7 protein-coding genes are annotated in these 14,037 nt (G+C 54.3%); 3 read left to right on the top strand and 4 right to left on the bottom strand.

The annotated features are described in order from the left end of the window. Positions 1–88: 88 nt before the first annotated feature. Positions 89–3,445 carry an efflux RND transporter permease subunit gene (locus ACR3ZL_RS19810; protein WP_473651370.1) on the bottom strand — a complete coding sequence of 1,119 codons (3,357 nt, stop codon included), beginning with the start codon at positions 3,443–3,445 and terminating at the stop codon, positions 89–91. A 130-nt stretch (positions 3,446–3,575) separates the two neighbouring features. Further along, positions 3,576–5,111 carry an efflux RND transporter periplasmic adaptor subunit gene (locus tag ACR3ZL_RS19805; RefSeq protein WP_473651371.1) on the bottom strand — a complete coding sequence of 512 codons (1,536 nt, stop codon included), beginning with the start codon at positions 5,109–5,111 and terminating at the stop codon, positions 3,576–3,578. A gap of 408 nt (positions 5,112–5,519) precedes the next feature. Here ACR3ZL_RS19805 and ACR3ZL_RS19800 point away from each other — a divergent pair, with 408 nt between their 5' ends. Beyond that, positions 5,520–5,816 carry a hypothetical protein gene (locus tag ACR3ZL_RS19800; protein WP_473651372.1) on the top strand — a complete coding sequence of 99 codons (297 nt, stop codon included), beginning with the start codon at positions 5,520–5,522 and terminating at the stop codon, positions 5,814–5,816. Between the two features lie 45 nt (positions 5,817–5,861). Next, positions 5,862–5,999, top strand: coding sequence for a hypothetical protein (locus ACR3ZL_RS19795; RefSeq protein ID WP_486172911.1), 138 nt, complete (start codon positions 5,862–5,864; stop codon positions 5,997–5,999). A 71-nt stretch (positions 6,000–6,070) separates the two neighbouring features. Here ACR3ZL_RS19795 and ACR3ZL_RS19790 read toward each other — a convergent pair whose 3' ends face one another. Together ACR3ZL_RS19790 and ACR3ZL_RS19785 are read right to left on the bottom strand one after the other, a co-directional pair. After that, a complete protein-coding gene (locus tag ACR3ZL_RS19790) occupies positions 6,071–7,816 on the bottom strand; it encodes a TolC family protein (RefSeq protein WP_473651373.1) in 1,746 nt (581 codons plus the stop codon). 216 nt (positions 7,817–8,032) lie between these two features. After that, entirely contained in the window at positions 8,033–10,957 is a 2,925-nt protein-coding gene (locus ACR3ZL_RS19785; RefSeq protein WP_473651374.1) for a family 78 glycoside hydrolase catalytic domain, read from the bottom strand. Between the two features lie 510 nt (positions 10,958–11,467). Here ACR3ZL_RS19785 and ACR3ZL_RS19780 point away from each other — a divergent pair. Next, the gene (locus tag ACR3ZL_RS19780) at positions 11,468–14,020 is read left to right on the top strand and encodes a glycoside hydrolase family 2 TIM barrel-domain containing protein (protein ID WP_473651375.1); all 2,553 of its coding nucleotides are present in this window, start codon (positions 11,468–11,470) and stop codon (positions 14,018–14,020) included. Positions 14,021–14,037: the final 17 nt, after the last annotated feature.

Raw genomic sequence — 14,037 nt, 5'->3', positions numbered from 1 at the left:
GTTGTAAGGACTCTTTGGCCCATCCATTGTGGAAACACACATGGTTAATCGAGTGGAAGCATTGGACGCTCGGATCACCAATGCCATCTCATGACCCTTCCGGTTGAGCGTCGAATAGGGCATCCGAGTCATCCATCTTGTGACTGGCGACGATTTCTTTGCCGGCTTGTTGCCCGATGGCCCAAAACAAAGCTGGACGCACGAAGAACTCCGCCAACGTGCTGGTTAGCAATCCGCCGACGATGACGGTCGCGATTGGATACAAAATTTCTTTTCCTGGCTCGCCGGCGGCCAGTGCCAGAGGCAGCAATCCGATCCCGCTGGTCAACGCGGTCATCAAAACGGGTGCCATGCGTTCTTGTCCCGCTCGCTTGACCATTTGTCGAGTCCATGATTCGCCTTCATGCTCAACCAAGTGGACATAGTGATTCAGCAGTAGGATGCCATTACGACTGGCGATCCCGCACAGCGAAATGAAGCCCACCATGGCGGCGACGGTTAAGTTCTGATCCGTGATGACCAACGCGGTAACCGCCCCGATGAACGCCGTGGGAAGTGCTACAAGAACCTGAAGTGAAAAGTTGACATTCCCGAATAACATGAACAGAACCAAGAACATTCCCAACAACGCGATGCCAGATAGGATCATCAGACGTCGTGACGCCGATTGCTGACTTTCAAACTGTCCGCCGTATTCAATGAAGTAGCCAGGTTCCAGTTCCAAGTCGGCCAGTCTGGATTTGATGTCACCCACGACATCGACCACACCACGTTCGGAAACGTTGGCTTGTAATACGATGCGGCGACGGACCTGTTCACGCTTGATCATGTTGGGGCCTCCGCTTTCATAGATGTTAGCGACGGCTTCCAGCGGCAAAGTACCCCCGTCGGGCAGCGGCACCGCCATTCGCCGAAGTTTGGATGCATCTTCCCGGAACGGTTCGTCTAGTCGGACCATTAAGTCAAACGTTCGCTGGCCAAGCAGGACTTGGCTAACGACTTTCCCGTTCATCGCAGTTTCCACCAACTCCATCACATTGGCAGGCCGCAAACCGTTTTGCGTCAGTGCTCGACGATTCAGTTCAATCCGAAGTTGTGGAATGTTGGTTTGCTGTTCGATCATCACGTCAGCCAGACCAGGAACGTCAGCGATACGACGCTTCATTTCTTCCGCCTTGCTTCGCAACAGATCCAGGTCATCCCCGTAGAGCTTGATGCCGATTTGGGCTTTCACGCCGGAGATCATGTGGCTAATGAGGTGAGCCAGCGGTTGTTCAGTACTGGAAACCACCCCGGGTATTTCCGCCATGGTTTCACGGATGGTCTCGATCGTTTGTTCTCGATCCGCGTCGTCGGCGATCTCTAAGAACAGTTCGGTCACGTTGACACCTTCGGCGTGTTCATCCAGTTCCGCTCGGCCGGTTCGCCGTGCCACGGACTTCACGCTTTCGATTTTCATCAGTTCCTCTTGGACGCTCTGTCCAATCTGGTTGCTTGTTGTCAGTGAAGTTCCTGGGGAAAGCAACGCGTTCACCTGAACCGCCCCTTCGTTGAACGGCGGCAAGAAATCTCGTTCCAGTTGAGAGACCGTATAGAGGGCGAACGCTGCCATGACCGCGGCGACGCCCAGTACGGGGCCGGCAAATCGTGTACTGAAGTCGATGGCCACGCCCGCGATGCCCTTCAGGCTTTCCAGCAAACGGCCCTCTTCCGCTTCGGGACCGCCTAGTAGTTTTTCGGAAACTTGAATCAAGATCCAAAAAACCGGCGTTAACGCCAACGACCACCACAGCGGATTACCGGGAAGATCAAACGGCAGGTGCAAAATGTGAATGGCTCGTGGGACGACCCAGTAAATCGTCAACGTAGATACTGCGAACGCCAGGAAGGGAACGACCAGTTGCCAGGCTCGTCGACCTACCAATAGCAGCGACGAAAGAATGGGTGTGACGGTTAACGAGACACCCAGCGATGCAATCAGCGAAACCACATACCCCATCGCGAGTGGTACGAAGAGTTTGCCTTCCATGCCCTCGAGTGCGAACAGCGGGATGAAAACTAGAACGACAATGGCCGTTCCGTATACGACGCTGCTGCGTACCTCGATGCTGGCGTCGTAGACGACCGCCAAGGTTGAGCGTGGGTTGGCCGAGTGACGATTTTCTTTGAGTCGTCGAAAGATGTTTTCGACGTCGACGATCGCGTCATCGACCAATTCGCCGATTGCCACGGCCAATCCGCCCAACGTCATCGTGTTGATCGTCAGACCGAACGCGGCAAACACGCACGCGGTGGCGATAATCGACAGCGGAATGGCGGTTAACGTGATGAACGTGGTGCGGAAGTTCAATAAGAACAGGAACAGGATCACCAGAACCAGCACGCCGCCATCGGCAAGGGCTTCGACAACGTTATCGATCGCGCGGTCGATGAACGCACGCTGGGAATACACGTTGGCGATGCGAATGTCATCGGGCAGTGATATCTTCAATTCTTCCAGCGCTTCGGCGATCGCTTGATCGACTGCTCGCGTGTCACTTCCAGGTTGCTTGTTGATCGTCAAGACAACCGCGGGGCCCCCTTCGATCTTCTGGTTATCATCACGCAAGTATGCTGACGAATCACCACGCATGACCTGCGGCCCTTCCACGACCTTGGCAACGTCGGCCAAGGTAATCGGCCGCCCGTCTCGCATCGTGATCGCGATCTCCTTGAGATCGTCCAAACTGGTAAGGCGTCCGAGCCCGCGGACGAGAAGTTCGTTTGCCCCCGTTTCGTCGAGGTACCCGCCGGTGGCGTTTTGGTTCGATTCGGTAACCGCGAGATGCACCTCATCCATCGTGATGCCGAACTCACGAAGTGAATCGGGATCAACCAGCACTTGGTATTGCATCCTCCCGCCACCCATCGTGAAAACTTGTGACACGCCGGGGATGGTGAGCAATCGTTGACGAACAACCCAGTCGGCCAGTGTCCGGACTTCCATCGGTTCGGTCGCACCGCCTTCGCTCCACATCCCATACATCAAGATCTGGCCCATGATCGACGATATGGGCGACAGGGTTGGTTTGACCCCGTCCGGTAATTGTTCCGCGACCAGTTGCAAACGCTCGTTGACCACTTGCCGGTCGTTGTAGATGTCTGTGTTCCAATCGAATTCGACGTAGATCACCGACAGCCCGATACCGCTGCTGCTGCGAACGGCTTCGACTCCACTGGCTCCGTTGAACGCCGTTTCCAACGGAAAGGTAATCAACGCTTCCACTTCCTCGGGTGCCATCCCGGGCGCCTCGGTGATGACAACCACGCGGGGGCGATTTAAGTTGGGGAATACATCAATCGGTAGTTCCGTTGTCTGCCACGCTCCCAACGCCAACAGGATGGCGGCAACCGCCAACACAATCAATCGATTGTGCAACGAGAATGAAATGATGCGATCTAACATGACTTACTAGTGATGGGTGATGGCGGTGATTGGAGCGTTGGTAGCAATGGATGGTGTGCGTTGTCGCTTGTTTGCGAGATTGGCGACGACCATCAAAAGGCCGGTTTAAGAGGCAAGCTGCGGCAAAACACTAATGGTTGTGTCCCGCGTGTGGATCGATCGCACCACCCGATTTGTTCTTCATCGCCATCTGAAGTTGATGGGCACCGGTGACCGCTATGGTTTGGCCAGGCCATACTTGACCGTCATTTTTGATAGCGGCATGCACGCTATCCACGGCGAGCACTTCCACAGCAACGCGGTCGAAGTGATCGCCGTTTTGTACAAACAAGAAACGTTCCGGTCCCTCTTCGGCAACAGCAGCCTTAGGTACAACGATGGCGTTGTCGAATTGAGAAACGGGCAATCGAACTGTCAGGCGTTGACCGGGTTTGTAACGCCAACTGACGTACCGCTTACCCGCTCGTTGTTCAGTGCGTTCAATTTCGTTTTCGAGTTCAACATAGAACGGCAGCGATCGTGAATTCGTGTCGATTTCGTTGCCGATGTAGACAATCTTAAGGCCCCGGATGACATCGGCTTCGTCGTCCAATCCGCGGGAGATCGCTTGCAACTCGACACCGCCGTCCGCGGCATTTCTCAATAAATTTGCGTCTCGTTGGTAAGCCTGACCCTCGATCAAAAGGCGGCTGTAGTCGGAGATTTGGGCGAGTTGTTGACCCGCCGTGACCGACTCTCCACGGCGAACGTCCAGCTTCGTAACCAGGAATTGAGCGTCGAGGTGGTCATGGTGTGGCAGCGTCATCGGGGGTGGCTGCATGGCAGCGAGCTGAGTAATCGGTGTGTCGGCTACGCGATTATTGGCCTCGCCGAGTGATTCGTGGTGCAGTGAATTATCCTGTTCCAGCAGCGGGGCCGTTACGACGACTTCACGAATCAGTGTCCGGGTTCTTTCGATCTCGCGAATCTGAACTTCGCTTAATCCATGCAGCAACATGGATTGGCGTGCCGCTCGAATCCCCGCAAGCAGTTTGTCACGTTCGTACTGACGAGCGAGCACGGTCTTGCCAGCGATGGCACCCGAGTTGGAGATGGACATCAGCCGTTCGATTTCCCGTTCTTCGACATCCATTTGTCCAAGTTGCGCCAAAAACGCTTCTTGGGTGTTCACTAAATCTTGATGAGTCAGACGGAGCGTGAAAAGCTTCTCTCCACTGTTGATCAATTCACCGCGGGAAATGTTGATCGCGTTGATCACGCCGGTTAGCGGCGACGTGATTGATACGTGAGTCTCGCCCGGCCACTGTGTCACGATGCCCGGGACTTCTTCATACCGAGTGTACGGACTGACCGATAAGGTTTGAGTGCGCAATCGCATGTTGCGACGAGCCTGATCGCTTAGTTCGATAGATTGGCTGTCGTCATGTCCGGCGTGATCGTGTCCTTCGTGGGAACCATGATCGTGGCCTTCATGGTCAGCTGTTTCGCCTGGACCATGATCGTGTCCAGCATGCGGATCGGTTTCATTTACTGAGGATGCAACGATGCCCAATCGGCTGGGGATGTCCGTCAGTAAGAACAATCCAATGGCTACCGCAATGACGACCGCCAGAAGTGTTAGAACGGAGGCGCGCAGCCGCGCACCCCAAGTTGGTTGGGTGGACATAGGTCGAACCGATCAAGAACAGATTAGATGCAAAGAGCGATGCCACAACGGCATCGACTGAGACGAATGCGGATAACGGTCGATTCATTCACCACGCATGAGCACATGCGTTTGGATTACCGATCGCTGGACGCGAGTCTCAGTTCAGATCAACCACGTGCAGAGAGAAGCACAGTGGGAAAGGGAGTCGTTTGCATGGACTGGAGATCGTTCATGCAGCCCACGACGCAGAGCGGTTTTACCCACTTTTAACAGCGAATCGTGATCGTAGTCGACGAATGCAACCAAGGGAGCGTTTGCCATGAAGACAATGTCGCTTGAGGGTACAAAGCTGCATTCGACGTCACCGTGGCACCCCGGATGGTCACCATCGCAAGGCATGGATCGGCACTGACAAAAGCTAAGCAATTGAGTGCTAGCATCACCGTTTTGGTCAGCGGCGTGTTCCGTATGGCAGCCATTGCCGTCTACGCAAACCTCGTCGGAATGCCCTGTACAGCCGTCATGATGGTGATCATGACCGTGGCTTTCATCGACACCTGGTGTTTCCGCTGCCGAACAGGCGTGATCGCATCCATCCAAACCATGCGACCCACACGCAGTCGCATGATGCAACGAACACCCAAAGATCAGGTGCAGCAGCAGTGCTACGACGGTCGTGAGACGACAAGCGGTGGACACAAGATTTCCTGCGAAACGCGGTGAAGCGTGGACGAGAAACAGTAAGCACAGACGATCGCGACTCATCCTATGAACAAGTGGCGTTTCCAGTCCGATTGCGGTGATACCCCAACCTTGAACATCGGCGTGCTTTCAGATAGCGGTATTATCGGTTGCTACGCGGCGAGAGTCCATAGCGATCAATCAGACGCGGAACATTTTGGTTAGTTTGCCCACGTTTGGCAAAGTTCCCCAAAGCCCAGCCATTGCCGAACGGGTACCGTTGATGCGTGAAGACGCTATTGTTGGCTCAACGTGAGTCCCCGCAGGCTGTCGTCGCCACTGTTGTCCATGACTGCATCCAGTGCACCGGTCAACACATAGCCGTCAACCCGGGTACGGGCTTTCGCCAGTTTTGCTTGGGCTGCGATGTAGTCTAGGTTTGTGTCGAAGAACGATCGTTGTGCGATCAAAACTTGAACGTAACTGGTTTCGCCGGCCTTGTAAGCAATCTGGGCAAGTTCCAGGCCTTCGCGTGAATTCGGCAAAATATCGTTGGCGTATTTGGACACCGCTGCAAGCGACGAATCAAAGTTTCCGGAAACGACAGCGAGTCGTGCCTTAATCGAATCTTCAATGCGATCGACTTCCCGCGATGCTCGAATGTACTCGGCTCGGGCGGCGGAGATATTACCTTGGTTCTTGTTGAACACCGGGATGGGGGCGCCGATCTGAACGTTGATCATCCCGGAGTCCGTGCCGTTGTCGTAGCCCGACGCAAACTGCAAGTCCAGGTTCGGGATCGGCTGGACTTCTTGACGGCAAATGTTTGCTTTCGCCTGGGACACGCGGGTTTGAGCAGCCTGGTATTCAGGGCTTGAGCAAACGATCGTCGACGCCACGCTTGCCCAGTCCAGCGGTTCGGCTGTCGTGGGAAGTTCGCCCACAAGCAAAGCAGGCTCCATATACGGCACTCCAGCTATCGCGACCAATTCCCGCCAGGCCGCTTTGTACCGAATCTCGGCCTGCTGGAGTGCTAGATCGATTTCGTTTTTAAGCACTTTCGCTTGCACGACTTCCAGTTGAGAGCCCTCTTCGGCTTGTTTCCGAAGTTCGGCAAATTCTAATCCTTTGTCGGATACCGAACGGAACTCTTGGATCAGCAAAACGCGTCGCTGCGCCGCGAGAGCGTCGTAGAACTTGGTGCCGATATCGGTAGCGATCCGATACTTTTGGGCTTCCAGTTCAAGTAGTTGCGCTCTCAATGCTTCGTTTTGGACTCGGCGATTGAGCTGCAATTTGTCCGCGGTGATGATTGTTTGCGAGATGAACACCGTGTGTTGATCCGTCCCACGATCAGCAAATTGCGATCCGGCATAGCCGACAACGGGATTGGCTCGCAGAGATACCTGGGTGCGGAAGCCGGCCGCCTTTTGAGTCGTTGCAACCAGTTCTTGGATCGTGGGGTTGTTGGCGAGTGCCAACGCTTCCATCTGGGCCAAGCTTATTCCAGAGGCCGCCGCATCCGTGGTCCCTATCTCGCCGGTTGAATGAATCGGGGCCGAATGGATTGCGGTGCTGGAACCATCGGTCCAAACCGAGTTCTCGGAGCTTGATGTTGTCGTAAGCGACTGGGATGACGTCGGGGGATCCAGTGACATCAAATGGCCTAACGAAGTCTCGGACGCTCTTCGCAGCATCGACTTGTTTGGATCATCGACGACAACCTCATCAAACACCACTTGGCTGACCGGTGCGTCGGAGACGTTGGTCGATTTACCAGATGCAGCGAACTCGCCACCGCTAGCAGTTGGGCTAGCCGTTGTGGTTGGGTTGAGCAGGTGTTGATCGGTTTGTTGTTCGCTGTCGAGTTTCCCGCTCACTAGTGAGTCGTATTTCTGCCCACCGATCGGCTGCGCCGGCGATATTTCCCGAGATGCGAACATCCCTGGTGTTTGGCACCCTACCGTGAAACCCAAGGCTGCTAATAGCAACAGACGCCGTGCTCGGCGGGAATGGATACCAGCCTGATTGTTCGCGATCACCGCGTGTCCCTCCATGATTTAATAGACCAGCCTGCGTTTCTCTTCGGTCTATTACATCGGGAAGATCTGCTTCAAATCGCATAACCAGTCTTGGATGCATCCGCCACCGGTTCAGTCGTGACGATTATTCGGCATGTGCGGTGAAGCACATTTTTCACGACTGTCCGGTGAAACTGCAAAACAGGCTCACACGCACGAACGCCTGGTCAACAGGACTTATTTCGTCCTTTTGATATCAAATTGGTAATGACCGCTTCCTACCTTCAGACGGCGACCGGGAACCAAGATCTCAATCCCATCGACTTTGTCTAAAGTCAGGCCGCTTTCAGTAACCGTCTCTGAAGCGATCGGTAATTCGACGATTGCGAGCGTATCAGGCGGTATCGTGATATCAAGATTGATCGCTTCGGGCGTTGATTTCCAGTTCGACTCAACCAGCCCACGGACGGTTTGGTGCGAGCACTTGACCCAGTCCAGGTTCGATACAACTTGAGGGCTGATGACCAAACGATCTGCACCGACCGCATCCGGCGAAATTTGGATGCCACCGAGCCAGCGGAAGAACCACGCCGAGATCGAACCGAACATGGGGTGGTTGTTCGAGAACGTTCCGTCGCTACCGGCCCAGTGTTCCCAAAGAGTGGTCGCATCGTTGTCCAGCATCCATCCCCATGATGGGAAAGTGTTGCGATCGGCCAGAGCATATGCCAAGTCGGTTCGCCCGTTCTTGGACAACTCTTCCAACACCATTCGTGTGCCGAAAATCCCCGTTGTCAAATACGGGCCCGTGGGTTGATCGGTGCCGGCTGTCTTCAGTGGAATGGGAGACTGAATTGCCGAAACCAATTGCCCGAAGATCGCTGGTCGTTTGGCAACCGGAGCGGCACCGAATCCTAAGGCCAGTGATTGTCGGGTTTGTGACCCGTCTTCCACCTTCCCTGTTGAAGGATCCAAGAAGGAGTCAGCCCACGCTACGGCGGCATCGTCTGCCATCGCGTCAAATCGATCCGCGTCCGATGTCTGTCCAACGATGCGTGCGAGGCGTGCGACCCGGCGTGCCGCGTCAATAAACATGGCAGTCGTGATCACAGGGCCGCCCGAACGGCTTAGTGCTTCGTGATCGCCCAATCCCTTGGTGACCAATCCCTTTTTGCGGGTTGAGTTTTCCAGTTCGAGCCACCGGATCGCAACGGGCAATTGTTGTTCGATGAGCGATTGATTGCCGTAATGTTGATAGAGTTGTTCCATCAATAATGGGTGTGCCATTGCCCAACCCACACCGCAGTACTGGATCCCAACAAACGGTGCCGTGTCGGTTAAGTTTCCGTCCGGGCGTGCGGAATCGGCCCAGTCGCGAACCGTCTTAGCATAGAAGCCAGACATGTCAAAGTTCATCAGAAACGCTTCGCTGGTCGCGGCGATATCCCCGCCATATCCGAACCGTTCGCGGTGCGGGCAATCCGATTGCACACCGACGACGTTGGCCAGGAAGGTTCGCCGAGTCATTTCCTGGATCGCATTAAGCTGGTCATTGGAACAGGAGAAGTCGCCGACCGACGCAAGGTCGCTGCGTAGTGGAATACCTTTGATGTTCGCTAGCGAAACGGCTTCGCCTGACTGAGGAAGTCCAGTCATTTCCATGAACCGAAAACCATGGAAAGTGAACTTTGGACGATACGTTTCTGGTCCATCGCCGCGACAGATATATTGATCCGCTTGCCATGCGATGGTGGGTGCGCCGGGACCCCCTTTCGAAACAACCGAACCATCAGCTAGTTTGCGAGATCCCTTGATTTGGCCGCTAACGCTTGTCATCGGATTGAGCGTTCCGTCGGGATACAGCAATTCACCAAAACGAAATTGAACTTCGGTTCCGGCCGGAGCATCTAGTGTGATCTCGGGAACACCGGTAAAGTTTTCGCCGAAGTCAACGATTGACACTTCTGGTTTAGGCTGGGTAATGGCAACGGCATTAATCGATTTTCCAGCGCGGATCGGCGGGGTCGTTAGCGGTTGCAGTGGTTCCATCGGCGCTTCCACAACGTGAACTGGTTTCCAGTTTTGGGCGTCGAACCCAGGCGTATCCCATCCGGTTTGGTTCAGTCGAGCGTCGCGTTTTTCGCCGAGATAAACACTGTTGAATTGCGTAGGGCCTTCAATGAACTTCCAGTCCGGACCTGTCGTGATCGTCGCTTGGGTTCCATCGTCGTAGTCAACAATCAAACAGGCGATCGCTCGAGGACGACCGGTTTCGACACTGCCGCGAATATTGCGGTGTCCCCACATGCGAAGCGGTAACGGATTGAACCAACCGTTGCCCAATTCCACGCCAATGCAATTATCGCCAGGTTGAAGTTGCTCGGTCACGTCAAAGGAACTGAACAGGATTCGTTTCGCGAATGCGGTCCAAGCGGGATCAAGTTCGTGATCGCCGACTCGGTCTCCATTCAGTGAAGCGGTGTACCATCCCAAACCGGCAATATGCAATCGAGCACGTTGAATAGGTTTGTCGACTGCGAACTCGTAACGTAATCTTGGTGCAGGATCGTTGTCATAAAATGCGGCATCCTCAGTCGGCATCGCTTTCCCGTCGTCTATCCAATTTGCCCCGAGCCAATCCGATGGCGTGCTGGGAGCCGTTTCGAAGTAAGCCGGTTCACTCCACGATGTCGCATCGATCTGGTCAGTGTCTTGGGTGTCACCCTGGTGGTAGCCGGTCGCCCAACATCTGACTTGCCAGTGGCAACGTTGGCCCGCGGCCAGTGGATTGCCTGCGTACCGAATTTGTGGCGAGCGACTGGCGGTGACCTTGCCGGAATCCCAGAGGTCGCCATTGCCTTCGCGAAGTCGTTCGGCGGTGCTTGCCACGATGACCTGCCACGCGGTTTGGGTGACGTTACGTTCGGTTGAATCAAGACGCCACGATAGGATCGGTGCGGGCCCCGTTCCGATGGGGGTGATGTTGCCATCGACTCGCAAGTCCATCGGCCGCAGTTCGGTTGGCTGCAAATTTTTAGGGGCCATCGCCTGGATGGGCGATGTTACCAGAGCGAATGCGGACACTACTAAAACAAGCGTTCTTAAAACCATCGTGATCCAGCTTTGCGTTTCGAAGATCTTGTGAGCCTGATCGGATGCCATGAAAGACTTCGATCTGGTTTTTGATTGAACCTATTGCATGCCTCTGCGACACGCAACTATTAAGGTCTACCAAAACATTCTATGTAAGATCCTGTCGCAACAATCAAATTCATGGTTGTGAATTCAAGCGTGAGACCTAACAGCCCGCCAAGGTTGGACTCGCTCCCGTTGAGCAATTGGATGTTGTGTTCGCTTGCGAGGAAGGCGACTTGTTGTTCTTATTCAAAGCAACCACGGCGGGAATGCTCAATGTCACATATGGCTAAGTGAAAATGCTTGTGCGCATTAAGTATGTTTGAACGCGTTGAAAATACAAAACAGCACTCGGTGAGAAAACTTATGAGTTTTTTAGTTGGTCGATTCGTGGAATGGGATTCGAAAAGAGTTCGGTCAATCGGAGTGCCGCTGTTAGTTTTAAAAGCCTTTTGTTGCTTAATCGACGTTGCTAGACCGCTGGGATCGCGAGTCGGTTCGTTTGGGATGACGAGAATGCATTGCAGGAAGCCCACAGTGCTGTTGTGGCTTTTGCAGGCCTGTTTGGTGGGGGTGTTTAGCGTCGCTGCGCTAGCCGCTGAGCAATCTGGTTACACTCGGCATTCGGATAGCCCCCGAACCCGCGAGAACTTCGATCAAGGCTGGGATTTTCATCTAGGTGAACTAAGTGGTCAGTCCATCGAAGAAAAGAGGCAGGATCAAGAGGGTTGGGAATCGGTTGACCTGCCACACGATTTTGGAATCGCCGGACCTTTCGACAAGGCCAACCCCAGTGGCGGGCCGGGCGGCTATCTGCCGGGCGGTATTGGGTGGTACCGAAAGTCGTTTCGATTAGCTGACGACGCTATCGGTAAGTCGGTTTCGATTTGCTTCGACGGCGTCTACATGAACAGTGAAGTTTGGATCAATGGGCACCTTTTGGGAAAACGTCCGTATGGCTATATCGGATTCCACTATGACCTGACTCCGTATCTAGTTGCTAATGGTGACAACGTCTTGGAAGTGCGTGTCGACAATGCCAAGCAACCATCGTCACGCTGGTATACCGGGACGGGGATCTATCGACACGTTTGGTTGACCACAACCGATAAGTTGCAAGTGGCACCGTGGGGCGTTCAAGTGAGCACGCCAAGTGTCACGCCTTCTCGTGCCACTGTCGCGGTCAACACCACGGTCAATAATGGAAGTTCAAGTTCGAAGAAGGTGATTGTTAAGCAGCAGATTGTTGGTGCCAATGGCGAAATTGTGACCGTCGACAGCGATGTGGTGAACTTGGTTGCTGGAGCGAAGGAGGTTGTGTCGCAGATCGTCGAGCTGCCGGACCCCCAGTTGTGGTCGCCGGATGCTCCGGATTTGTACACATTGCGAACTCAATTAGTCGATGCTGGCGAAGCAGAAGCGGGGTCAGATGACGAAGGTCGAGAGGGGCGATTGGCTGATCAATATGACACTGCCTTTGGCGTCCGTGAGATGCGGTTTGATGCCGATAACGGCTTCTTTCTAAATGGAAAGAGTTTGATCTTCAAAGGAGTTTGCAACCATGACGATCTCGGGCCGCTCGGCGCTGCGTTATGGGATCAGGCACTCGAACGTCGTTTGCGAATGCTCAAAGAAATGGGATGCAATGCGATTCGGACCGCACACAATCCACCGCCACCGGAGTTGCTCGATCTATGCGATCAAATGGGATTTCTGGTTATCAACGAAACGTTTGATAAATGGCGTTTCGGGTGGGGATTCGAAGATGGTAAGTTGGTCTGTGGTCGTCGGACGAAACAAGGTTACGCGGGTTACATCGACGAGTGGCAAGACAAAGACTTGACCGACCATTTGCTGCGCGACCGGAATCATCCATCGGTGATCATGTGGAGCATTGGCAATGAATTGCCCGAAGCTCAAAAGAATGGTGAGTTAGAAACCGTCAAACGAATGAGTGATCTTTGTCACCAGCTCGATCCGACTCGGCCGGTCACGGCGGGGTGTAACCAGATCTCCGGCGTTAACGAGACTGGCTTTGCCGAACTGTTGGACGTTGTTGGTTACAACGGTGGTGGCCGTTCTTGCTTCCAGTACGAGGCGGATCACGAGCGATTCCCGAACCGATTCATTTACGCATCGGAAGTTCCGCATTCGCTGCAAACTCGAGGGGAATACCGAACCCATTCGCGATTCCGTGAAAAGCAAAGTCAGCCCGCACCACTGACGCCTGACGAAGTCTTTACCGAAACGAACGGTCGCTATGAATCTTCGTACGACAATGCTGGTGTGCGGATCACGGCAAGGGATTCTTGGAGATTGACGAAGACATTGCCATTCGTTGCAGGCGAGTTTCGTTGGACGGGATTTGACTACATCGGTGAATCAGGCGGTTGGCCGCGAGTGCTGGGCAACTTCGGGATCATCGACTTGTGCAATTTCCCGAAAGACACCTACTACTTCTATCAAAGCCAATGGACTGACGAGCCGATGGTCCACTTGCTACCGCATTGGACTTGGCCAGGAAAGGAAGGCACGGAGATTCCGGTCTGGTGCTACACGAATTGTGACAGCGTTGAGTTGTTTCTTAATGGCAAGTCGCTGGGAAGTCGTGAGTTCACCGTCGAACACGACATGCACATGGAATGGCTCGTGCCTTACCAGCCTGGCGAACTGAAGGCGGTCGCGACGAAGGACGGGAAAGTCGTTCGCACGTCGGTTAGGCACACCGCCGGAGACGCCGAATCGATGACGGTCTCGCCGGACCAAGCTGAATTGGTTGCTGGCAACAGCGATCTTTCGTACGTCACGATTCGCGTCGATGATGCGAACGGTCACTTTGTTCCCAAGGCGGCCGCGAAGGTCACGTTGGAAGTGGAAGGTCCTGGACGTTTGCTAGCCGTGGGCAGCGGCGATCCGATGAGCCACGAAGACTTTCAAGGAAACGTTGTCACCACGTTCAATGGCCTAGCATTGGCGATCATCGCCGGTACGGGCGAACCTGGCGAGATCGTGCTGAAAGCTCACGCCGACGGATTGCCATCGGTCCAGTGCCAGATCACGGTGACAAACGCGGAACCGCAAGCTAAGTGAACTCAGTTTGCGGTTGG

The sequence above is a fragment of the Rhodopirellula sp. J20-39 genome, assembly GCF_057365095.1.
The sequence above is the reverse complement of the archived record's forward strand: the minus strand, read 5'-3'. Positions and strand labels throughout refer to the sequence as shown.

Bases quoted from the DNA above. Each gene is read 5' to 3' on its own strand.
- ACR3ZL_RS19810 (WP_473651370.1), bottom strand. From the start codon at position 3,445: ATGTTAGATCGCATCATTTCATTCTCGTTGCACAATCGATTGATTGTG.
- ACR3ZL_RS19785 (WP_473651374.1), bottom strand. From the start codon at position 10,957: ATGGCATCCGATCAGGCTCACAAGATCTTCGAAACGCAAAGCTGGATC.
- ACR3ZL_RS19795 (WP_486172911.1), top strand. From the start codon at position 5,862: ATGAACAAGTGGCGTTTCCAGTCCGATTGCGGTGATACCCCAACCTTG.
- ACR3ZL_RS19805 (WP_473651371.1), bottom strand. From the start codon at position 5,111: ATGTCCACCCAACCAACTTGGGGTGCGCGGCTGCGCGCCTCCGTTCTA.